The organism is Magnetococcus sp. PR-3 (genome assembly GCF_036689865.1).
Lineage (GTDB): Bacteria > Pseudomonadota > Magnetococcia > Magnetococcales > Magnetococcaceae > Magnetococcus.
Genome location: NZ_JBAHUQ010000003.1, coordinates 222,742 through 245,147, shown reverse-complemented (window position 1 = coordinate 245,147; position 22,406 = coordinate 222,742). Strand labels below are relative to the sequence as shown.

General features: G+C 51.0%; 19 protein-coding genes. 18 read left to right on the top strand and 1 reads right to left on the bottom strand.

Annotation, left to right across the window (positions count from 1 at the left end; genetic code table 11):
* Positions 1 to 411: 411 nt before the first annotated feature.
* The 7 genes from V5T57_RS03990 (at position 412) to V5T57_RS03960 (ending at position 8,450) form a co-directional block, all read left to right on the top strand.
* Positions 412 to 1,230: a flagellin N-terminal helical domain-containing protein gene (locus tag V5T57_RS03990; RefSeq protein ID WP_332889870.1), complete on the top strand. Its 819-nt coding sequence runs from the start codon at positions 412 to 414 to the stop codon at positions 1,228 to 1,230.
* A 592-nt stretch (positions 1,231 to 1,822) separates the two neighbouring features.
* Positions 1,823 to 2,638, top strand: coding sequence for a flagellin N-terminal helical domain-containing protein (locus tag V5T57_RS03985; RefSeq protein WP_332889869.1), 816 nt, complete (start codon positions 1,823 to 1,825; stop codon positions 2,636 to 2,638).
* A 621-nt stretch (positions 2,639 to 3,259) separates the two neighbouring features.
* Positions 3,260 to 4,078, top strand: a complete 819-nt coding sequence (locus tag V5T57_RS03980) for a flagellin N-terminal helical domain-containing protein (protein ID WP_332889868.1) — start codon at positions 3,260 to 3,262, stop codon at positions 4,076 to 4,078.
* A 589-nt stretch (positions 4,079 to 4,667) separates the two neighbouring features.
* The gene (locus V5T57_RS03975) at positions 4,668 to 5,486 is read left to right on the top strand and encodes a flagellin N-terminal helical domain-containing protein (protein WP_332889867.1); all 819 of its coding nucleotides are present in this window, start codon (positions 4,668 to 4,670) and stop codon (positions 5,484 to 5,486) included.
* 98 nt (positions 5,487 to 5,584) lie between these two features.
* Positions 5,585 to 5,941 carry a hypothetical protein gene (locus V5T57_RS03970; RefSeq protein WP_332889866.1) on the top strand — a complete coding sequence of 119 codons (357 nt, stop codon included), beginning with the start codon at positions 5,585 to 5,587 and terminating at the stop codon, positions 5,939 to 5,941.
* Between the two features lie 539 nt (positions 5,942 to 6,480).
* Positions 6,481 to 7,308 (top strand): flagellin N-terminal helical domain-containing protein, encoded by an 828-nt coding sequence (locus tag V5T57_RS03965; protein WP_332889865.1) that lies wholly within the window; start codon positions 6,481 to 6,483, stop codon positions 7,306 to 7,308.
* Between the two features lie 317 nt (positions 7,309 to 7,625).
* The gene (locus tag V5T57_RS03960; protein ID WP_332889864.1) at positions 7,626 to 8,450 is read left to right on the top strand and encodes a flagellin N-terminal helical domain-containing protein; all 825 of its coding nucleotides are present in this window, start codon (positions 7,626 to 7,628) and stop codon (positions 8,448 to 8,450) included.
* 127 nt (positions 8,451 to 8,577) lie between these two features.
* Here the strand turns inward: V5T57_RS03960 and V5T57_RS03955 are convergent, their stop codons facing one another.
* Positions 8,578 to 9,393: an inositol monophosphatase family protein gene (locus V5T57_RS03955; protein WP_332889863.1), complete on the bottom strand. Its 816-nt coding sequence runs from the start codon at positions 9,391 to 9,393 to the stop codon at positions 8,578 to 8,580.
* Positions 9,394 to 9,848: 455 nt separating this feature from the next.
* Between V5T57_RS03955 and flgK the strand changes: the two genes are divergently transcribed.
* The 11 genes from flgK (at position 9,849) to V5T57_RS03900 (ending at position 22,404) form a co-directional block, all read left to right on the top strand.
* Positions 9,849 to 11,597 (top strand): flagellar hook-associated protein FlgK, encoded by a 1,749-nt coding sequence (gene flgK, locus V5T57_RS03950; protein ID WP_332889862.1) that lies wholly within the window; start codon positions 9,849 to 9,851, stop codon positions 11,595 to 11,597.
* Between the two features lie 19 nt (positions 11,598 to 11,616).
* Positions 11,617 to 12,822, top strand: a complete 1,206-nt coding sequence (locus V5T57_RS03945; protein WP_332889861.1) for a flagellin N-terminal helical domain-containing protein — start codon at positions 11,617 to 11,619, stop codon at positions 12,820 to 12,822.
* 30 nt (positions 12,823 to 12,852) lie between these two features.
* A complete protein-coding gene (gene fliW / locus V5T57_RS03940) occupies positions 12,853 to 13,341 on the top strand; it encodes a flagellar assembly protein FliW (protein WP_332889860.1) in 489 nt (162 codons plus the stop codon).
* 220 nt (positions 13,342 to 13,561) lie between these two features.
* Positions 13,562 to 14,380 (top strand): flagellin N-terminal helical domain-containing protein, encoded by an 819-nt coding sequence (locus V5T57_RS03935; protein ID WP_332889859.1) that lies wholly within the window; start codon positions 13,562 to 13,564, stop codon positions 14,378 to 14,380.
* Between the two features lie 63 nt (positions 14,381 to 14,443).
* Entirely contained in the window at positions 14,444 to 14,824 is a 381-nt protein-coding gene (locus V5T57_RS03930) for a flagellar protein FlaG (RefSeq protein ID WP_332889858.1), read from the top strand.
* Between the two features lie 54 nt (positions 14,825 to 14,878).
* A complete protein-coding gene (gene fliD / locus V5T57_RS03925; RefSeq protein ID WP_332889857.1) occupies positions 14,879 to 16,315 on the top strand; it encodes a flagellar filament capping protein FliD in 1,437 nt (478 codons plus the stop codon).
* A 103-nt stretch (positions 16,316 to 16,418) separates the two neighbouring features.
* Positions 16,419 to 16,787 carry a flagellar export chaperone FliS gene (fliS, locus tag V5T57_RS03920; RefSeq protein WP_332889856.1) on the top strand — a complete coding sequence of 123 codons (369 nt, stop codon included), beginning with the start codon at positions 16,419 to 16,421 and terminating at the stop codon, positions 16,785 to 16,787.
* Positions 16,788 to 16,889: 102 nt separating this feature from the next.
* Entirely contained in the window at positions 16,890 to 17,396 is a 507-nt protein-coding gene (gene fliS, locus V5T57_RS03915; RefSeq protein ID WP_332889855.1) for a flagellar export chaperone FliS, read from the top strand.
* Between the two features lie 50 nt (positions 17,397 to 17,446).
* Entirely contained in the window at positions 17,447 to 17,788 is a 342-nt protein-coding gene (locus V5T57_RS03910; protein WP_332889854.1) for a hypothetical protein, read from the top strand.
* A 454-nt stretch (positions 17,789 to 18,242) separates the two neighbouring features.
* Positions 18,243 to 20,636 (top strand): mechanosensitive ion channel domain-containing protein, encoded by a 2,394-nt coding sequence (locus V5T57_RS03905; protein ID WP_332889853.1) that lies wholly within the window; start codon positions 18,243 to 18,245, stop codon positions 20,634 to 20,636.
* The gene (locus V5T57_RS03900; protein ID WP_332889852.1) at positions 20,629 to 22,404 is read left to right on the top strand and encodes a hypothetical protein; all 1,776 of its coding nucleotides are present in this window, start codon (positions 20,629 to 20,631) and stop codon (positions 22,402 to 22,404) included. Before V5T57_RS03905 ends, V5T57_RS03900 begins: the two co-directional genes overlap by 8 nt.
* The last annotated feature ends 2 nt before the right edge of the window (positions 22,405 to 22,406 follow it).

The following is a 22,406-nucleotide window of genomic DNA, read 5'->3' as shown; positions in this document are numbered from 1 at the left end:
ACAGGATCGGTAGACGTACACAAAGAGATGTCACGGGTCTGATTGGATACAAGAGACGAGAAGCATGTGCCAGCAGCAACGGGAAAGCTGTATTTGTACAAAGAAGTAGGCGTTTGTTTGCTCTGATTTTGAATGGATTATTAAGACATTAAAGAAGCGTTAGATGGGAACGGTGGTGCATGGGAGATGTTATCCACCCTTTTTATCCAAGGCTATGAAAAGTTAAGGTAAAAGGAGGTTAAACCGTCGTTCTGTTTTTCCAAGGTGAACAGGAAGTTTGCCTTGTAGGGGTGAAAACCCCAGCGGGTTGGGCTGATCCGCCTAAAAAGAGAGCCCACCACTCCAGGGAAGGAGAGGTTGTAAGGGGATGATACGTCAAGCATGTCGTATCACGATATAAGGAGAAGTGCCATGTCCATGTACATCAATACCAATACTGCATCGATCAATGCTCAGCGCAAGTTGCAGGATAGTACCAATGCTTTAAGTAAGACCTATGAACGTCTCTCATCGGGTCTGCGTATTAACAGCGCTTCAGATGATGCAGCTGGTTTGTCCGTCTCCACCCGGATGACCTCCCAAATTCGTGGCCTGGGACAGGCCATGCGTAACGCCAACGACGGTATCTCTCTGGTGCAGGTGACCGAGGGTGCTTTGGCTGAGACCGAGTCTGCTTTGCAGCGTATGCGTGAGCTGGCTGTTCAGGCCGTCAACGGAACCTATACCAGTACCGACCGTGCAGACATTCATGAAGAGGTTGCACAGCTGGTTTCTGAGATCGACCGTATTGCCAATACCACCGAGTTTAACAGCACTACGGTGATGGATGCAGACAAGACGTTTGAGATTCATGTGGGTATGGATCAAGACCAGACCATCAGTGTAACCACCACCGATGCCAATACAACCAACATTGGTTTAAGTGCGGCCTTTACGGTTTCGACCATGGCCGGTGCCAGTGGTGCCATTGCGTTGATTGACAACGCCATTGGTTCAGTTTCTGACATGCGTTCCACACTGGGTTCTCAGCAGAACCGTTTGGAAGCAGCCATTACCAACCTGGCCAATGTATCTGAGCGTACCGAAGCTGCTCGCTCCCGGATCATGGATGCGGATATCGCTTCTGAGACCGCCAACCTGACCAAGCAGTCCATTCTGCAACAGGCTGGTACCGCGATCTTGGCTCAGGCCAACCAGCAGCCCCAGATGATGTTGAGTCTGCTGCGCTAATAGAAGAAGTGCGTTCGTGACATGGCGCGCGTCGGTCGGGGGGAAGGAATCCCCCCGGCTCCCTCTAAAAAACAGAGGGGCTATGTGACGAGTAGGGATAGGTGGTTACCGCTTTTTGGGCGGTAGCCATCCACACCCAAACCGACGTTTGCACAAGGAGGTAACCGATTTTAAAGGGTGCACCAGTGAAGGTGTTCTAAGGGGTGGAATCTATTTTTAATATCGATTCCACCACCCAAGTGGGTAGGACAAGCGTATGGATACGCAACTGTCTTTCACTGGGTCGATGTGTGCGGGGTGACAGGTGTAAAAGGTTGTCCCAAGCAAGACCTTTAAGATCACGTCGGGAACCTTAAAAAGATGCGTTGATGATGTATGTATAAGCCTATGGATGGGTTGTGTTTTAGAAGTTGCATCATCTTGGTGGTTAAACCCAGGAAGGGTTAAGACCACCACAGGTGGCAAGGATTGCCATCTTTATGAGGGCGGGGCCGGCCCGGTAATAAATGAACGGCTCACCATTTCAGGGAAGAAGAGGTTTAAGGGGATGACACTGACATGAGGTTGGTGTCACGACACAAGGAGAAATGCCATGTCCATGTATATCAATACCAATACTGCATCAATCAATGCTCAACGCAAGTTGCAGGATAGCACCAATGCTTTAGGTAAGACCTATGAACGTCTCTCATCTGGCTTGCGCATTAACAGCGCTGCGGATGATGCGGCTGGTTTGTCTGTTTCCACCCGTATGACCTCGCAGATTCGTGGCTTGGGTCAGGCCATGCGTAACGCCAACGATGGTATCTCTCTGGTGCAGGTCACCGAGGGTGCTTTGGCTGAGACCGAGTCTGCCTTGCAGCGTATGCGTGAACTAGCTGTTCAGGCCGTCAACGGAACCTACACCAGTACTGACCGTGCTGATCTGCATGATGAGGTTGCTCAGCTGGTTTCTGAGATCGACCGTATTGCAGATACCACCGAGTTCAACAGCACCACAGTAATGGATTCAAACAAGACGTTTGAGATCCATGTGGGTATGGATCAGGACCAGACCATCAGTGTGACCACTACGGATGCCAACGCAGCCTTGTTGGGTGTGAATGCAACCACAGTGTCCACCATGGCCCAGGCCAGTGCAGCGATTGCAGAGATTGATGCGGCTATCGCTTCAGTTTCTGACATGCGCTCCACATTGGGTGCTCAGCAGAACCGTTTGGAAGCAGCCATTACCAACCTGGCCAATGTATCTGAGCGTACCGAAGCAGCTCGCTCCCGGATTATGGATGCGGATATCGCTTCTGAGACCGCCAACCTGACCAAGCAGTCCATTCTGCAACAGGCTGGAACCGCGATCTTGGCCCAGGCCAACCAGCAGCCCCAGATGATGTTGAGTCTGCTGCGCTAATAGAAGAAGTGCGATCGTGGCATGGCGCACGTCGGTCGGGGGGAAGGATCCCCCCGACTCCCCCCTTAAATTTTAGGGGAGTCATGTGACGAGAAGGGATAGGTGGTTACCGCTTTATCGCGGTAACCACCCACACCTAAACCGACGTTTACACAAGGAGGTAACCGGTTTTAAAGGGCGCACCAGTGAAGGTGTGTACGTGTTGTGGTTAACCCGAGTGGTTGGTGCAACCCCCAAGTAGGTTGGATTGGGCGATGGATATGCCCTCTATCCCCCTCACTGGGTCGATGTGTGCGCGGTTGGTACCGAGGTTAGGTTGTGGTACCCACCAAGCAGGCCTTTAAAGCCTCGTCGGTGACCTTATGAAAATGCGCTGGTGATGTGCGGCGTATACAGATCCCAAGGATGGTTTCTGGCTTCCTAACAGTCTGTTGCGTTTGGAAGACACATCAGGGTGGTGCGTCTCAGGAAGAGATAAACCACCACAGATGGTAGGGATTGCCATCTATTAATGGGGCCGAGTCGGCCCATAGAAAATGAACGACTCACCACTTCAAGGAGGAAGAGGTAAAGGGGATGACACTGACATGAGGTCGGTGTCACGACACAAGGAGAAATGCCATGTCCATGTACATCAACACCAATACTGCATCGATCAATGCTCAGCGCAAGTTGCAGGATAGTACCAACTCGTTAAGCAAGACCTATGAGCGTCTCTCATCTGGCTTGCGCATTAACAGTGCTGCGGATGATGCGGCTGGTTTGTCCGTTTCTACCCGGATGACCTCCCAAATTCGTGGCCTGGGTCAGGCCATGCGTAACGCCAACGACGGTATCTCTCTGGTGCAGGTCACCGAGGGTGCTTTGGCTGAGACCGAGTCTGCCCTGCAACGTATGCGTGAGCTTGCTGTTCAGGCCGTCAACGGAACCTACACCAGTACCGACCGTGCTGACCTGCATCAAGAGGTTGCACAGCTGGTTTCTGAGGTAGACCGTATTGCCAACACCACCGAGTTTAACAGCACTACGGTGATGGATACCGGTAAGACGTTTGAGATCCATGTGGGTATGGATCAAGACCAGACCATCAGTGTAACCACCACCGATGCCAATACAACCAACATTGGTTTAAGTGCGGCCTTTACGGTTTCGACCATGGCCGGTGCCAGTGGTGCCATTGCGTTGATTGACAACGCCATTGCTTCGGTTTCTGACATGCGCTCCACACTGGGTGCTCAACAGAACCGTTTGGAAGCAGCCATTACCAACCTGGCCAATGTATCTGAGCGTACTGAAGCTGCTCGCTCCCGGATCATGGATGCGGACATCGCTTCCGAGACCGCCAACCTGACCAAGCAGTCCATTCTGCAACAGGCTGGAACCGCGATCTTGGCCCAGGCCAACCAGCAGCCCCAGATGATGTTGAGTCTGCTGCGCTAATAGAAGAAGTGCGATCGTGGCATGGCGCACGTCGGTCGGGGGGAAGGATCCCCCCGACTCCCCCCTTAAATTTTAGGGGAGTCATGTGACGACAAGGGATAGGTGGTTACCGTTTTATCGCGGTAACCACCCACACCTAAACCGACGTTTGCACAAGGAGGTAATCGGTTTTAAAGGGCGCACCAGTGAAGGTGTGTACGTGTTGCGGTTAACCCGAGTGGTTGGTGCAACCCCCAAGTAGGTTGGATTGGGCGATGGATATGCCCTCTATCCCCCTCACTGGGTCGATGTGTGCGCGGTTGGTACCGGGTTCGGTTGTGGTACCCACCAAGCAGGCCTTTAAAACCTCGTCGGTTATGTATGGATGTTTGGGGTGCGTTGGATATACCCAGGGATCGGGTGTGTTGGATCCGCGTGTCCAAGTGATGGTTAAACCCAGGAGGGGAAGACCATCAGGATGGCAGGGATTGCCATCTGTAATGGGGCCGAGTCGGCCCATATAGAACGATCGACTCACCACTTCAAGGAGGAAGAGGTTATGGGATGATGCTGACATGAAGTCGGTGTCACAAGACAAGGAGAAGTAGCCATGTCCATGTACATCAATACAAATACGGCAGCATTAAATGCTCAGCGTAAGTTGCAGTTGAGCTCCAATGCTTTGAATAAGACTTATGAGCGTCTTTCGTCCGGTCTACGCATTAATCGTGCTGCGGATGATGCCGCCGGTCTGTCGGTAACCACACGCATGACTTCTCAGGTGAATGGTTTAAGACAAGCCATGCGTAATGCCAACGACGGTATCTCTCTGGTGCAGGTTGCCGAGGGTGCTTTGACGGAGACCGAGTCTGCTCTACAGCGTATGCGTGAACTGGCGGTTCAGGCAGCCAACGGTACTTACAACAGTACGGACCGTTCAAACATACATGATGAAGTCGCTCAGTTGATGTCTGAGATTGACCGTATTGCTGATGATACAGAGTTCAATAGTACAGCGGTCATCAAAACAGGGCAGACATTCGAGATCCAGGTGGGTATGGATCAGGACCAGACCATCAGTGTAACCACGTCTGATGCCAATGCTGTGCAGATTGGTGTTAGTGCAGATACAACGGTTTCCACTGTGGCTGGGGCCAGTGCGGCTTTAGCGCTGATTGATACCGCTCTGGCCAGTGTTTCAGACATGCGTTCCACCATGGGTGCGCAGCAGAACCGTCTGGAAGCCGCCATTACGAACTTGGCCAATGTGGCAGAGCGTACAGAAGCAGCTCGTGCGCGCATTCTGGATGCGGATATCGCTTCTGAAACAGCCAACCTGACCAAGCAGGCCATTCTGCAGCAGGCTGGTACAGCGATCTTGGCTCAGGCCAACCAGCAGCCTCAGTTGTTGCTGAGTTTAATGAGCTAAACAGCCGCTTTGTGATTACGCTCGGGGATCCCCCCTGGTGGTGGATCTCAGTGTGATCGGCACACGGTGCCATCAAAAGAAGTAGGAAGGAAACGAGCATGGAACGGGATAAGACAGCAGCAACAGATGATAAACCGTTTCGCCAGCTCTATTGGGCGGCGGTACCGGCCTCATTACATGATGGCTCAATCACCGCTCGTTCGAATCGTGCCTGGAGATCTATGTGTGCCGCTGTGGGAAGGGCTGCACGCGAGATGGATGATCTTCAACACCTCTTGGGTGATCTTGGGGCGCCTCAAGATACACCAGTAGAGCAAGAGGCAAAGCACGCGGTGCATTTTATGCGCCGACTCATGGCGGAAACTACGGCTTTTGAAGCTCGGTTGGTCCATATGGCCCCTCCTGCTTCATCCATGGTTCCGGCATATGGGGATGATGAGGTTCTACCCCATTGATGTGGAAGAACGGGCGTTCCGTTTGACCTCAGTGGGTATGTCACTTCACATCATGCCCTCTTCCCTTGCTTAGCGTGCCCTCTCCCGAGGGTGGGGGCGCGCTTTTTTCCCGGTGGCAGGAAGGCTGGGAGCAGAAAAAACCAACGCAGTTGTGATAAAGGCTTTATGTCAAGCAACCGGAAGGACGATAAGAGTAGAAAGTGGTTTGTCTAACGTTTGGTGTTTGTATAAAGCCTTGTTTTTTAAGTGAGCATGTTTTTTCTCTTGGGTTTTTCTTATGGTTGGCTCTGTTGGCTGGCTTGGGTAACTAAAGAGAATATAAAAGATAAAACCAACACACTTTTTGTGGCGGTTTAATAGGTTTCCAGCTGGACACCGGCTGAAACAGTTGTGCTTTGCACAGTTGGCCCTAAAAGGCATAGGTGTACCGAGTCATTCATGAAGAAGCAAAGCAAAGGAGGTGTTAATACAGGTCATAAGATCGATGGGTGAGTTTCTCATGATCATTATGACTGCCCTCAGCAGGATGGAGGTCGACAATGTCGTTGACGATCTACGGTAATGTCTCCTCCCTTGAAGCGAAACGCGCTTCTTTACGTCGGGCCAAGAAACCGGCTCGAGGTACGTTTAACCGTCTGATTTCTGGTGTTGAGTCGGATGCAGGTGAACCTGTGGTGTTGGATACACTGCTGGATCACCCTCCTACCAACCGTTTACGTTCGGTGAATCAGGCCAGGCAGAATGCCAATGCAGGGATCTCTACCATTCAGGTGGCAGAGCAGGCTCTGCAAGAGACGGAAAATGCGTTGCAACGCATGCAGGAGATCACTTCACGTCCCATTGATGGGGTGATGGTGGATGGTCCAGAACGGGCCATGTATGACCAAGAAGTGGCTCAACTGGTTCGGGATATCGACCGCTTGTCGGAAGATCCCCGGCGCCACAGCATGCAACTGTTACGTGGCGGGCTTTCTATCCACACCTTTGCGGTGGGGGTTGGTCGGTCTGAGGAGATCCGTTTTTCACTGGGTCAAACTACAGCGCATACCATGGGACTAGAGTCCGAGGTGGCGTGGGATGATCCACAGTTGGCAATGGATGCATTGGCGAATATTCACCGGGCTATGGACCGGGTAGCGCAGATACGGCAAGAGCTGGATCAGGTGCAGAGCCGTTTTAATGCGGTGGTTGAGCGGCTTTCAGATGTCTCTGAAAAAGCACTGGCACAGAGCCAGGGAATTCAGAGCTCTGAAGAGGCAGAAAAAGCAGCATCTGCTGTTCAAAGTTCGATTTCGCAACAAGCAGAAGAGGCCATTGCTGTGCAGGCCAACCAGCATGCGATGTTGGTCAGCTTACTGTTGAACTAAGCTTTTTGAAGCTTAAAACAACGAGCTGAGTGGGAAGTGTAAACGGGCTTCCCCCAATGGAAAACCGTTTGAACAAAATCATGGATGGAGTGTACGTAGTCTGTTTTTTGTGCGCATCACGAAAACAGCACTGCCAGGTTAAGGACGACTAGCTTCCAGGGAGAGTGTAGATAAGAAAAAAGTAACAGCAGCAACGGGAAAAAAAATAAAAAAGTACAAGCGGGCTAGGGTTGGTCCGCATAAATGAACAACCCACCTCCGCCAGGGAAGGGACCTAATGCAAGACTTCAAGGAATTTGCTTTCGGAGGAATCTCTCATGGCACTGACAATCAATACCAACGTCGCAGCTCAAATCGCTTCTCGGAACCTTAATAATGTTCAAGGATCCCTGAATCAGAGCTTTCAACGTCTCTCTTCTGGTTTGCGTATCAACAGCGCAGCCGATGATGCAACGGGTCTGTCCATCTCTAGTCGGATGACCAGCCAGATCCGTGGTTTGAACCAATCTATTCGAAACTCTAATGACGGTGTTTCCCTGGTTCAAGTTGCTGAATCAGCCCTGGAAGAGACAGAATCAGCTTTACAGCGTATTCGTGAACTGGCCGTTCAGGCCTCTAACGGTACGATGAGTAGTACAGACCGTAGTGATATTACCAACGAAGTACAGACTCTGGCTGCTGAGATCAACCGTATCGCGGCAGATACTGAGTTTAATGGTAATAATCTGTTTAGTGCAGGCGGTTTTTCTGCTTACATTAAAACCAATGCTACCTCAACCACCACCGGTGTGGCGGTTGCGATTAACTCGGGTCATGGCTCAGCTTTGGGCATTTACACGACCATGAGTTTCAACTCGGCAGATAATGCAGCTTCGGCTCTGTACGGGATTGATAACGCACTGACCAGTGTATCTTCCATGCGTGCTTCGTTGGGTTCAACGCAGACACGACTGGAATCGGTGATCTCCAACCTGCAAGGTATTGTGGAGAACACCACAGAGGCACGTTCGCGCATCATGGATGCTGACGTGGCTAAAGAAACTGCCAACCTGACTCGGGCGGCAATTATCCAGCAGGCCGGTGTAGCCATTCTGGCACAGGCCAATCAACAGCCCCAATTGGTGCTGTCGTTGCTGGGATAAGACACATCTGGCGCTTTGCGTAAAAAGAGTGACTCGGTTGAAACCCCACGCCTTTGGCGTGGGGTTTCTTTATGGAGGGGGTCTGAGAAGGGACCTTGCTTCTTTATATATAGGCGGTATGTAGAGACTATTTACCGCTTTTTGGTGCTTTGTGTAGATCAGATGCTTGCAGTAGAGCCAGCAGCTTGGCATGAATGCCCGGTGTGGCTGCCACAATATCACCATATTTCATGTGGTCTTTTTCACCACTCACGCCACACACATAACCCCCTGCTTCACTGACCAGCAGTTGACCTGCTGCGATATCCCATTGGGAGAGGCGTAGTTCCCAAAACCCATCAAAGCGACCTGCGGCCACATAGGCTAAATCCAGCGCAGCACTGCCTGCACGGCGCACTTCACTGACATTCTCCATGACCTCTGCAAACGCTTTTAAATAGGGTTTTTTCACCGACGGATGTCGGAACGGAAAACCGGTGCCCAGTAGCGAGTGGCTGAGACGTTCCTGGCCTGAAACCCGAATACGCCGTTCATTCAGAAAAGCACCACCGCCACGTTCTGCAGTAAATGTTTCATCCTTAAATGGGTCATGCACCAGACCTGCGACCACTTCACCCCGGCGGGCAAGGGCAATGGAGATGGCAAAGTGTGGGATACCCCGCACAAAGTTGGTGGTGCCATCAATGGGATCGATAATCCACTGGTATTCAGCTTGCCCCCGTTGGCTGCCACTCTCTTCGGCCAAAAAGCCATATTGGGGGTAGCCACGGCTAAGTTGGCTGATCAGTTCATTCTCGACAGCCAAATCGGCTGAGGTGACCAGATCGTGGGGGGCTTTCTCGTGAATTTCCAACTTTTCTGGACGGTCGAACTGCTGCAGGGCAATTTGCCCAGCACGGCGTGCGGCACGGACGGCAACATGGAGAGCGGGTGCGGAATTCATGGTTTGATGACTCAATCGGCAGGTTAGCGGGGGTGGTAACGTCCACAGGATACCATCAAGCGGGCCTGACACGGCACCCTTACTGTGGAAAAGGCCCCAGAAAGTAGCATGGATCATCAAGAAGGTCTACTAAGGTGACCCGATCTGCGTTTGTTGGGTGCGAATTCATAGGTATGGTTTTGAGCAGGCAACATTTACCGAACCGTGAAAAAGTGCCTGCGGTATTTTCTGCAAAGGGGTTGGTATGGGTAAAAAAGTGGGAAATCTGTGTAGGGCACCAATCATTAAGCGTGGGCTGTGAATTATTATATCCCCAAAATATACATGGGTTTATGTGAAAAACAGGGCGTTTCATCAATGGTTTTTCAGTGAAAAAAGGGTGAGTTGGCACAGCTGCTGCACAAATAGGTGTGAAACCGGAACTTCCGGGTAACGCCAATCAAGGGAAGATGGCTGTGTCGCTTAATTCGCTGCTTAACATCTCCAAGTCCGGCCTGCTGAGCAACCAGTATGCACTGAGTGCTGTCTCGCAGAACGTGGCCAACGTTAATACCCCAGGGTATTCCCGCCAAACGGCATCTCTGGCTAGTAATCAGGGTGCGCTACGTGGCGGTACTGAGGGTATTGGTGGTGGCGTTGCGGTCTCCAGTTTGGTACGGAATGTCGATGATCTGATCGATAACCGCATCCAGTTGGGATTGGGTGAAAAGGGGCGGCTTGAGACCCGTAACCAGTTCCTGACCATGATCGAGGATGTTTTTAACGATCAGGATGGTGATGGTCTGGCCTCTCGCATGGACAGCTTTTTTGCCAGTGCAGACAAGCTGGCAGATAACCCTACCAGCCCTGCTTCTCGGGCTGAGTTAGTGGCAGATGCCCAGAATGTGGCGAACTTTGCCAATAAGATGTATGAGGAGTTGGCGGGGCTGGCTTTGCCAGTTGATGAAGAGATTGATGTGATGATCAATAACATCAATACCCGTCTACAGAGCCTCTCTGAGATTGATCAGTCCATTCAGTTGCGTGAGAAGACCCAGAACCCAGCTTTGGATCTAAAAGATCAGCGTGATGAGCTGATCCGAGAGCTCTCTGAGCTGATTGATGTTCAGGTTCTGCCGAATGATGATGGCTCGACCACCTTGATGACAGCTGGTGGTGAGTTGTTAATGGACCATGGTTATACCGCGACATTTGGCCGTGGTGCGTTGGATACAACCACCGGTTACACCGCCATTACTGTTAACGGTAAGACAGGTGACTACACCGATAAGCTCTCCAGTGGTTCATTGAAGGCGCTGTTGGAGATTCGGGATGAGGTGGTTGGTGGAACCAGCGGTTACCTGACCAAGTTGGAGACCATCATTGATGAGCTGCGCTATCAGGTCAACAACATTACCAGCAACTCCTCCAGTATGTATTTGAATAAAGCCCAGACTGGTGTGTTTGATCTGGGTACAGATATGACCACGGCACTTAATGCGTTGGATCACACAACGGTTAACCCTCCTCCCCCAGATATGACGCGGGTGGTCGATGGTACGGTGACCTTGGCCTACGGTACGGATTCAGACAATCTGAGTTTTGCCACCGTCAATATTACCGCCACCATGACGCTGGATGAGGTTGTGGCTGCGTTGGATGGTTCAGATGCCATCAGCGCCTCAGTGGACAGCAATAACCAGTTGTCTGTTTCTGCGGCAAGTACCTACTACGCGGTCTCTTCAGACACCAGTAACATTATGGCTGCACTGGGTATTGGTGCCATGTTTGGTGGTACCGGTGCAGAAAATATGTCGGTTAACAGTGAAATGGTGGCGGATCAAACCACCGTGCCTGTGGGACGTATTCGTACCGACACCAGTGGTAATCCACAGTTTGATGATGCAGATAACGACGGGGTTTTGGCGCTGGGTGATCTGCGCAACACCGATGTGACTCTGTTTGGTGAGTCGCTCTCCATCTCTGCCCACTATGCTTCGACCATCAGCCATTTGGGTGCTGAGCAGGCCAGCAATGAGGAGCAGTTGGAAGCGACTACCGCAACGTATAATTTTATGCAGCAGGTACGAGCCTCTGTTTCCGGGGTCTCCCTGGAAGAAGAGTTGACCGACCTGATGCGTTTTCAGAGGGCCTTCCAGGCCTCCAGTAAAATGGTGGTGACCGCTGATGAGTTGTTGCAGTCGGTTATTGGCATGGTTGGATAAGCATCCATAGGGGGCAGTCGTGCTTAGAGTAACGCAATCCACGCTGTACAGTAACACGGTGACGCAGCTGCAAGATCAGTATCGCACCTTGAGCCAAGTACAGGAAAAATCGACCAGCGGTAAAGAGGTTAACCGTCCTTCGGATGATCCGACCGCAGCGTACCGGGATATGTTGTTTGGTACCCAGTTATCAGAAGTGGAGGCGCTGGTGCGTACCACTGATCTGGCTGCTGAGCGCATGGATATGGCTGAGACCAACCTGAATATCATGGAATCCAAAATGCTGGATGCCCAGCAGATGGTTTTGACTTTGGGTACAGCGGTGCAGTCTGGTCAGCCTTCGGTGTTTGAGGCGGCCTCCCGAGAGGCCCAAGCAATCTATGAAGATCTGCTCTCCAGTGTTAATGCAGAGCTTGATGGGGTGCCTCTGTTCAGTGGTGGCAAGACCACGGTGCCCTACAATGAGGGGACATTGACCGCAACCACGGTTAAGACCCGTATTGGTAATGAGGGGCAGCTCAGTGATGCAACAGCTCATACGGCATCACTAACCGGTACACCTTCGGATGTACCCAGCTCTGCTCGGATTATTTATCGTACAACCGATGATGCTGGTACAGCTCTTGCAACGCCTCAATATCAAGTGAATATTAACGGCGTGGACGGTACGGCCATTGACAGTACTGGTTTTCCCCAGACCTTAGATCTGGGTGACGGTATGCAATTGGAAATAGGCAGTGAGCCGGGTGATAAGGATGCGCTTTACTTTGAGGCTGTACCTGCTTATCAGGGCGGGGACTCCGATCGGGAAGTGCGTATCGCCACCGGACAGCGGTTGGATGGTAACGTGACCGGTCAAGAGATCATGAGCGGGACCGGAAACGGCCGAGGGGCGGACATTTTTGCCTCTGTGGCAGGATTGCGCGGGGCACTTTTGCGCAATGACTATGAAGAGATCAATGCTTGGCTGACGCCGGTGCAGGAGGGCAGGGCCCAAGTGCAGGACCTGCAGGCGATCACCGGCGTTCGCACCGTATTGATGGAGTCCGTTAATGACTCTCTGGAGTTGGATTCTGACTCCTTAAAGACGGTGAAAGCTGTGAATGTGGACGTGGATGCGTTTGATATCTACAGCCAGTTGCAACAGACCAGTCAAGCGATGCAGATGATGACGGCCAGTGAGCGTCAAATTCTTGATAACTCGCTGCTTGACTTTATCCGCTAAGCACCTTTGAAGAAGTGGTGGAGAAACGAGATGGAAATTCAGGGAACACGCTTCGGTACGCTGGAGTTTGATGAGAAGGAGATCATTTACCTGAACGAAGGGCTGTTGGGCTTTCCGCTCTCTAAGCAGTTCCTGATGTTCCCTTATGGTGAAGACTCCTCCTTCTTTTGGCTGCAATCAGTCGACGAACCGGAGATCGCGTTTATCGTGATTAACCCGTTCGACTTCTTCTCCGACTTGGAGTTTGCGGTGGAGGATGATGATGCAGCCTCTCTGGCGCTGGCGCGCAGTGAGGATGTGGAAATTTTCACCCTGGTGACCATTCCTGAGGGGCGACCCGAAGAGATGCGCACCAACTTGGCTGGCCCGGTGGTTGTGAATGTCGTAAACCGTCGTGGTAAGCAGATTCTGTGTAAAGACTATTCGCCGCGTCAGCCGCTGATTCCTGACTCAATGCGTTCCCAGCTCAAAGAGCAAGCGCGTTCAGGTAAAGCCGGTCAAGTCGCAGGCGGTCGTTAAGTTTCGATGGATCGAGGGGACAAACCATGGCCAACACGTTGATTACGCCATGTCTTTCGTCGATGCGTATGTTGCCCTCGGCGGCATTCGGAGGAAAACCATGAGACATTAGGTTTTTCTCACGGGGTAGGGTTGGCCCGGCATATTGAGCAACCCAGGGAACCACGGAAGGGCACAAGACGGAACGTTTGTCCCAATAGGATTTTGAGAGGGTAGAATCATGGCTTTGTATATCAATACCAACGTTGCTTCGCTGAATGCTCAGCGTAACTTGTCCAACTCCACCGGGAAGTTGGGCACCACGTTCTCGCGCTTGGCATCTGGTCTGCGCATCAACTCCGCTAAGGATGATGCTGCTGGTCTGGCCATTACACAGCGTATGACCGCACAGATTCGTGGTTTGAATCAGGCGATCCGCAACGCCAATGACGGTATTTCTGTTTCACAGGTTGCAGAAGGTGCGCTGGATGAAACCGCCAATGCACTGCAGCGTATTCGTGAACTGGCTGTTCAGTCCGCCAACGCAATCTACAACGGTAGTGACCGTCTGAACCTGGATAAAGAAGTTGACCAGATGTTGGCTGAGGTTCAGCGAATCTCACAGGATACTGAGTTCAACAAGCTGAATGTTCTGAATGGTAGCTATACCGGCCAGGCTATTCAGGTGGGTGCTTTTGCCAGTCAGACCATTACCATCAGTATCGCGGGTGCATCCTTGTCACATCTGGGGATTACCAACCTGACCATTAGTACCGCAGCTGGTGCAACCGCTGCTCTGGGTCTGGTGGATAATGCGCTAGATAGTATTGCCGATATCCGTGCTGACCTGGGTGCTATCCAGAACCGTTTCTCCGCTGTGACAGCCAACCTGTCTAACATCGTTGAGAACATGTCCGCTTCACGTTCGCGTATTCAGGATGCTGATATCGCAGCTGAAACGGCTACTTTGACCAAGAACGCCATTCTGCAGCAGGCTGGTACCGCCGTGTTGGCCCAGGCCAATCAGCAGCCCCAGTTGGCCTTGCAGCTTCTCGGCTAAGGTTTGGGGGTCACACCCAAACCGACAAGCTGACGGCGTATTGACGCTGGAAAAGGAGGTGGCATGATGCAGATTTCAGCCATTTCACAACAGCTTTACCTCGGTTCCGCTCAGTTTGGGCGTCGAGGTACCCAAGCAGCCCCTCATCCTGGTATACCTTCGGGTCGTGCCGATGTGGAAAGGTCTCAAGAGGTGGCAAAATCTGCCGACCTCGGTGAGAGTGCTCAGGCGCTTTGGGAGGAAAATGTAAAAAAACTGGAAAAGGTGCTTTCAGCATTTACCTCTTTGCGGTTTTCTGTCGATAAGGATACTGAGGAACTGGTTGTCCGCGTTGTAAACCGGCAAACCAACGAAGTGGTCAGGCAGATTCCTAGTGAAGAGATTGTATCGCTGAATAAACGGTTGCAAAGCGCCCAGGGCATTCTGTTGGATGCCAATGCTTAGCACCGTCACTACGCAGCCTCTTGGCAGGCGTAGATAATGATAAGGGAGTGAATCATGGCAACCGGAAGCATTACATTTGGGGGATTGGCCAGTGGCCTGCCTGCCGACATCGTCGATCAGATGATGCAGGCGGAGAATGCGCGCCTGACAAAAATGACGCAGGAGCGCTCCAGTGTTAGTTCCTCCAAGAGTACCTATAGCTCATTAGAGTCGCAGCTGCTTTCATTGAAGAGCAAAGCTGAGGATATGCAGGATGCGGACTTTTTCCGCCCGCATACCGCGACCAGTAGTGATGAAGATGTCTCGACCGTAACTGCGGATAGTGATGCCCAAGAGGGTAACCACGCTGTTACGGTCACCCAATTGGCAACCTATGACACATTTGTTTCCCCTGGTGTTGTGACGGATACATCGGCTGGTTTAACCGCCGATACCACCTTCACCTTTGATTATAATGGGGACACCTACAACGTCAGCCTCTCTTCAGGCGATACCTTGGCGGATATTGCTGATGCCATTACCAATGAAGAGTATACCAATGAGGATGATGGTGAAGGGGTGACCGCAAGTGTGCTCTATGATGGTACCAACTACCGTCTATTGCTCAATGCCAAGGATAGTGGTCAAAACAGTGGAGCCGCTCGGATTGACCTGACCTCTGCGGGCAATATGGTTTTTGACAGTGGTGATACCATCCTTGGAGGGGAAACAGCTGCAGATGATGACACCGGATGGTGGAACTCAGTCGCGGCTCAGGATGCCAGTTTGACGGTTGATAACATTGCGGTGACGTCGACCTCCAATGTGGTGGATAACGTACTGAGTGGTATTGAGCTCACGCTAAAAGATACCGGTACCTTTACGGTGACCGTGGCCAATGATGAAGAGACCCTAAAAACCAATGTCCAGACATTTGTGGACAGCTTTAACGGGGTTATCTCCTTTATCAATAATAATAAGTCCCAGTTTAGTGGTGACTCATTGGCGCGAAACACCATTGGTATGCTGCGGGATGAGATCAACACCGCAACCCACGATAGTGATAGCCCTTTTGATGAGTTGTCGACCTATTCGACACTCTCTTCTATCGGTATTAAGACGGACTCATCAACGGGTCTGCTCTCCATTGATTCCTCTGATTTTTCGGATGCAATGGACCTGGGTTATAACAAGATCGCTGAAATTTTCACCTCAAAGCCCTCTTCTGCGGATGAGTCGGATTTTGAGACAGCCGGTGCGAGTGAGGGTCTCTCCCACCGCATTGAAGATCTGGTCTACTCCTTGACCACCGATACCGATAACCCCTATGACGCTAAGAGTGACAGCCTGCAAGCCCGTTTGGACAGCATGGCGAACTCTATTGAGCGGGAGGAGTATCGGTTAGAGAAGGTTCGGGATCGTTTAAGTAAGCAGTTTGCCAGTCTGGAACAGCTGATGTCCCAGATGCAGGCAACCCAGTCATCGCTGACTTCAGCTCTGTCTGGGCTATAAATACCACCTAAGGATAAGATGGTATCGGGCTTGGTCTAAGTGAAAAAGATAGGGCAAGTCTGAAAATAGCATTAAACCGAACTAGGGAAAGGTTCGATATATCATGGAAGCGATACAGGTTAAGCAGGAGCCGGTTGCACAACCGTCTCAGGAACAGCTGGGTCTTCTCATTGAACTGTATGAGGGTGCTATCAGCTTTCTAGAGCAGGCGATTGAGGCTAACCAGAATGGGGATACCGAAGAGTTTCGGCATAAAGTTGCGAAATCTCGCCGGATCATCCAGGAGTTCCAGCGCACATTGAATCCTCAACATGGAGGGGATGTGCCCAATCAGCTTAATGATCTGTATCAGTTCATGGTCGATACCTTGAATGAGGCGGACCTCACCGGTGAAACCGCCCCGGTGAAGCAAGTAATGGGTCACTTGGCAACCTTGCTGGATGGTTGGCGGGGTGTGGTACCCATGCTGTAAAGGTCCCTTAAGGGCAATGTTTGTCCCTACACCGGTCGTACTGGCAGGCGGTCGGCTGAGATAATTGTGCCCCATTGGGCGGTTAGGTAGAGTGAGATCACTATGTCATACGGTCTTCGCAGCTATAAGAGTTCCCGAGCCAACACCGCATCGCGGGAGGATCTTCTAATCCTGCTCTATGAGGGAGCCATCCGCTTCCTGGAAAAATCAATCCAGGCGAGCAGTATCTCCGAGCATAAGATGATGTTGCAGCGGGCAATGGCCATCATCAGTGAGCTTCAGAACACCCTGGACTTTGAAAAGGGTGGTGATCTGGCCATGCAGTTGTTCGATCTGTACAACTACATGTTGGATCGACTGACTAAAGCGAACATTAATCGGGATAAGGACGCCATTGCAGAGGTTATTGAACATCTCAATGTTCTGCTGGATGGTTGGCGTCAAGCCGTGGATCAGGTCAAGCGCCAGGGGGGGATCTCTGCTCTGGTGGCCAATGGTGGTACGGCAACCTCCGACCCGGTTGATACGGTTAGTGCCAGAAAGCCGGCGGCGCCACGCCCCCAGCAAAAGGCACCACGTCCTCGTCTCTCCCGTCCTCAGGTGCTGTAGTAACAGCGCAGGTGTATGGTGGTGACTTTTAAATAGGATAGGGGTTCGATATGGAAAACCATATCAAAGAGCTGAAACGTATCCTGGATGCCTTGGAATCTCCCGGTGAGATTGATTCTGAGACGATCCATGCGTTGGAGCTACAGATGAAGCAGGTGGAAGCGGCCATTGTTGAAGCGGCCAAACTACCCTGGCCAGAAGCCCAACGTAAAAAGTGGGGGGATCGGTTACAGGAGCAGGTTAAGCGTATGCCTGCTATACAAGCCCGTTTGCTGGTTGAGCGTGGCCGTATTTCCAAACAGATGATGAATGAAAACCGCCGTGTGCAACGGATGCATGAATCACGAAGTAATGTGGCAGTACATAATAGGGTAATTGGCCGAACAGCCTGATAGCAAACCTATTTATGGTGTGATCTCACGAAAGGCCCCTTCAATTTTGGAGGGGCCTTTTGTTATGGGTCTGGTTATTAAACCTTGGTTGCTCTCCCTTAACAGGGGTAAGGCATTCAGATCCACAACCTCGCTGGTCCTACGCTTGGTCGGCGACTGGTATACCCCCCAATATCTCCCTCTGTTCTTTGCTCATCCAGGGTTCATCCCAAACAGTACGACATCTCTAAAGCACGCTGAGTTATGAAATAATAAGATAAGTTTATTATATTATGAATTAAGAACATGGTTGTTGTGATGTGTCTGTAGTATGTGCATGAAAATAACCTGTAGACCAATAAAGTGTTTGAGGTTTTAGGTTGGGTTAAGCATGATAATAAAAGTATTTGATGGATGATTAAAAAGTATGGGTTCCCTGATCCTATGAAAATCTGTGCAATGGAAGTGATCTCTTATGCACCAAAAACAAGGTTTTCTTACCCGTTATGCCATCGTTAAGTTGGTTCATTCCCTGTTTGTGAGTGCGGCCATTGGTGGGGTGTTGTTCTATGGTGCCAACCAAATATATACCCCAGAAGCCTTCCTTGTTAGGTATTGGGAGATAGACCCAACCTTATTTGAGTTTTGTCGCTACACCGCTTTTTTGTTGGGGACAACGCTGTTTGGGGTGTTGGTTGGGCATACACTGGCGACAACATTTAAACCGCTCTTCTTCCATACCTTTAATAACTACCAAGCTGGTTTAAACCTGCGTTTGGTGCATTTTCGTCGTCAGCAAAAATGGCCAGGGCGGCGCTTATTGGAGAGTCTTCGCTACACCAAGCTGGCTGATATCCGCCGTGAGTTTTTAACACTGGGTCTGGATGGTCAGGTTCCCATACCCCGACCTGAAGATGTGGATCTCATTGAGCGTATTACGGCTGTCTTGGGTTCCTTGGAGGATGAACTGGAGCAGCAGGATGAGAAGGAGCTCCAGCAAATTGTGCATGAGATGCGTTCTTTGGTGTACCGGTTTGCACACTCTTATAACTACCGTCAGTTACTGGATCTGACCTATACCCTAGGGGTACCGGCTCTGGTCTTGTGGTTTATCCCACCCTTGATGATGGGTCCTTTGCACACCCTTTTTCCGAACCTGGGTTCTTTGGAGCCTGCGCAGATGATTTTGCGCAGTTCCCTGCTGCTGTTGCTCTCGCCAACCATTATCTATGTCACGGGGAAAGTCCTCTATCTCCTGACTTGGAACCTGGGTAAACGATCAGAGACTCAGGTGGATGATATCTTATGGATTTTATTCTCCTGGGGTGTGGCTGGTTTGGTGGGGTTGGTGATGGTCTCCCTCACTTTTTCCATGGAGGCATGGCCACTCCCTTTTCAAGAGTTTTGGAATACTGTGGTGGTGTTGGTGGCGCCAACCAAGCTGTGTGATGACACCTTGATGGGGACTTTTTTACCCCACGATCTGAGCAACATGCAGCTGTTTGGTCTACGGGCATTTGTGGTGCTATGGGTCTCTGGCATGCTGATTCAGATGTTGCACTCTTTCTGTGTAAAGGTTTTTCGGCAGATTGCAGCACGCACGCAGCAGAAGCAGGATGATATGGCGGTGGAGATTATCCGTATCTTCGGTACCTTCATTTTGGGGGCCATGGGGTTTGGTTGGCTGTTGTTGGTCTTTTTCGCCCAGTTTGGTGAGGTGGTTACTGCCATATCATTGGGGGATGGTTCTAACGCCCTGATGCCCTATGCCATTTTGGTTGCTGTGACTGGGGCTATCCTGGGGGTGGGTTCTAAAGATCTGTTGGAAAACTTTTTTGCTGGTATCTCTCTACAGATCGATAAACCCTTTGAGAAAGGGGAGCGCATTGTCTTGGAGAATGGGGAGGTGTGTGAAGTGCGTACGGTCGGTATGCGCAGCACCCACTTCTACAACATTACCGAAAACTCCGATCTCTTTATTCCCAACACTGAGCTTTCCCGCCAAACCGTTACCAACCTCTCCCGGCCAGATCGACAGTTCCGGCGCAGCATTAGCTATTTCATTCGTGATGATAAACCAGAGTCCCTTTTGTTGGCAGAGTCCCTAATGATTTTGGCGGCTTTTTCGGTGGAAGGGGTGGATATTCCCACCATTGTTGATCAAGAGACAGAAAAGTCTCAGTTCCATAAAAACCGTAAGGGGATTGTGCCGGAGTTTCAAACCTTACAGGCGCGTTTTGATGAGATCACCAATGCCCGCATTAAATTTCAGGGGCAGTTGCGTTCGGTAAATGAAATTGTTGCCACCACCAGCTATCGCATTTCCAACAATGTACAGATCCTCAACAAAAAAAAGCGCGAACGGCGTTGGGACTCTAATACCGGCCGGCCCAAGCTGAACTTTCTGTCATCCCAAGAGCGGGTAGAGCTCGCCCAAACGGATGCAGGCAAGCTACGTGTTGCACAGGACCAGCAGTTACGAGAAGAGATCCTGAAAGAGGCGGATATGGCCCGTGAGACTGGGCACAATTTTTATCGGCTGGCCATGTGCTTTTACACACTCAGTGCCTCATACCCAGCGATTCGCCCTGATTTGGAGCATCTTCACCTAGAGATTTTACGTGCCCCTTCCACCCGCTCCAAACAGGTGCTTACTGAGGATGGCCAGAGTATTTGGGAGGTCGAATTACTGGCCTATGCTCAGCTTACAGAACAGTCCGATGAAATCATCCACCATCTCAACACCTTGATCCAACAACTGCTTACTGCATTTGAACTTTCACCCACAGGGCCTGGTGGAGGTGTGGATGCCTATCCAACCTTTCAGGCTGGGCTGGATATGAGAAAAGAGGGGGAGAACAATGTCTGATCAAACGTTGCTTCAGCCTGATGCAGAGCACCAACTTCAAGATGATGAGGGTCTGGACCGTGCGCCCCCAGATCAGGCTGTAGGGGATGGCGAGAGCTCAACGCAAGGGATGGAGAGCCATGATGTGGAGGTTGGTGAGGAGCTTAGTCACTTAGCAGGTAGTCATGAGGAAGTGCCCCAAGCGGATTTAGGATCACAGCAGTCTGTTGAGGGTGGAACACCACCAAGCTCACCACAGGGTGAACCTCATCAGGATGAAGAGACTTTCCAGCCGGAGCAGCCTGTTGAGGGTGGAACACCACCAAGCTCAGCCCCAGATGAGGACCAGGTCGGGGGGAGCGGACAGGTATCTGGTAAGCCCATGCTGACAGATAGGCAGCGATGGTTTGAAATTTTTAAATACTATGCCCTGTGCTTGGGCGGCATTGGGGTTATTCATCAGATAGTCCGTTGGTCGATCCATCTGTTTTCCGGAAAGAGTTTAGAGGGTAAAGAACGTACGGCAGCAGCTGAAACGGTCGAGAAAAGTGGGACTGTAGCTGAGGCCCCAATGGTGGATACAGGTCAAGATGCTGTGTTGAGTGATGGGGGAGGGGTGGTCTCCCCAGGCACTTGGTTGGATCAGAGTATGACCTTTTTTCAGCAGGACCTTATTTTCTTATGCATGCTCACACTGCTCTACCTGATGATGCGAAAAAAGCTGATCGAGATCCGCCGTCTCTATGCATTAGCAGGGGTACCCTTTGTGGAAACCCCCATGTTTTTAATCGCCTCTTTTGGTACGGCCGCGATTGTGCTGGCTCAAATCTCTGAAAACATTACACCACTGAGAGAGATACTCAGTTTTATTCCCCAGCTTAATGATCATGTCCTTGGATTTTTCTATGTTTTTGCCGCCGTGCAAATTTTTCATTTTGTGGATTTTTTCCGCATTGACGGCACCATTTCCCGGTTGATGCGCCAGGAGGGGCTGGTCTCCTCCATTACGTTTACGGGTCGGTGGATCTCCTTTCAGCAGGAGTTGGGGTTGGATCCTCGTGAGGATAAGCGCCCAAATATACAAGTAGATGGCGCTATGGATACACAGGAGATGACACCAGAGACACGTCGGCAGGTTTGCCTGGACCGGCGTAAGGAGATGAAAGAGAAAAATGCCATTAAAGATGTGGTCTCAGAGTGGCCGCGCTCCCGTTTTCGACCTCTTGAGCATGATCAAATCTTGGATCGAGGGATTCCGCTGTTCATGCGTGCAGAACTGCTGACAAAAATGGGGGAGAACCTCAGCTATTTTGAGGAGAGTATCCAGCCACTACGGTCTGTATTTGGAAATATTGCCAATTTGTACCATCCAGATTATCTGCCCCACCTGTCCCATCTCTATCTAAAAATTTCCCAGATGCGTGGGCTCAATGTACCACCCCGGCGTATCCAATTGCTTAACCGTACCTGGAGCAAACGGGGCTTGGTGTCTGAATATGTTCTGGTTCACAACATCTCCGAGCTACGGTCCGATTATCTGGAAGGGCAGGATTGGGATAAATATCTCCATGATTTGGCGGTTCATCTCTCTTTGCCCTCCTTTGCTCATAAGCCAGGAGAGGAAACAAGCCTGGAACAAGTTGATCGTTTTGTGAAAGAGCTGAAAAACCTGGACTACCAACCTAAATGGCGGCAGCGATCCTTGAAAAAGCGCGCTTTGGTGACCGTAGCACCCGATGGTGGGTTGCTGGAAATTGCGATTGAAGAAGAGCGTCAGATCAATATTTAGTC

Coding starts and splice junctions, on each gene's coding strand:
- V5T57_RS03960 (WP_332889864.1), top strand. CDS start 7,626: ATGGCACTGACAATCAATACCAACGTCGCAGCTCAAATCGCTTCTCGG.
- V5T57_RS03970 (WP_332889866.1), top strand. CDS start 5,585: ATGGAACGGGATAAGACAGCAGCAACAGATGATAAACCGTTTCGCCAG.
- V5T57_RS03990 (WP_332889870.1), top strand. CDS start 412: ATGTCCATGTACATCAATACCAATACTGCATCGATCAATGCTCAGCGC.
- V5T57_RS03985 (WP_332889869.1), top strand. CDS start 1,823: ATGTCCATGTATATCAATACCAATACTGCATCAATCAATGCTCAACGC.
- fliS (WP_332889856.1), top strand. CDS start 16,419: ATGGAAGCGATACAGGTTAAGCAGGAGCCGGTTGCACAACCGTCTCAG.
- fliD (WP_332889857.1), top strand. CDS start 14,879: ATGGCAACCGGAAGCATTACATTTGGGGGATTGGCCAGTGGCCTGCCT.
- V5T57_RS03935 (WP_332889859.1), top strand. CDS start 13,562: ATGGCTTTGTATATCAATACCAACGTTGCTTCGCTGAATGCTCAGCGT.
- V5T57_RS03900 (WP_332889852.1), top strand. CDS start 20,629: ATGTCTGATCAAACGTTGCTTCAGCCTGATGCAGAGCACCAACTTCAA.
- fliS (WP_332889855.1), top strand. CDS start 16,890: ATGTCATACGGTCTTCGCAGCTATAAGAGTTCCCGAGCCAACACCGCA.
- V5T57_RS03905 (WP_332889853.1), top strand. CDS start 18,243: ATGCACCAAAAACAAGGTTTTCTTACCCGTTATGCCATCGTTAAGTTG.
- V5T57_RS03980 (WP_332889868.1), top strand. CDS start 3,260: ATGTCCATGTACATCAACACCAATACTGCATCGATCAATGCTCAGCGC.
- V5T57_RS03975 (WP_332889867.1), top strand. CDS start 4,668: ATGTCCATGTACATCAATACAAATACGGCAGCATTAAATGCTCAGCGT.
- V5T57_RS03955 (WP_332889863.1), bottom strand. CDS start 9,393: ATGAATTCCGCACCCGCTCTCCATGTTGCCGTCCGTGCCGCACGCCGT.
- V5T57_RS03930 (WP_332889858.1), top strand. CDS start 14,444: ATGATGCAGATTTCAGCCATTTCACAACAGCTTTACCTCGGTTCCGCT.
- fliW (WP_332889860.1), top strand. CDS start 12,853: ATGGAAATTCAGGGAACACGCTTCGGTACGCTGGAGTTTGATGAGAAG.
- V5T57_RS03965 (WP_332889865.1), top strand. CDS start 6,481: ATGTCGTTGACGATCTACGGTAATGTCTCCTCCCTTGAAGCGAAACGC.
- V5T57_RS03910 (WP_332889854.1), top strand. CDS start 17,447: ATGGAAAACCATATCAAAGAGCTGAAACGTATCCTGGATGCCTTGGAA.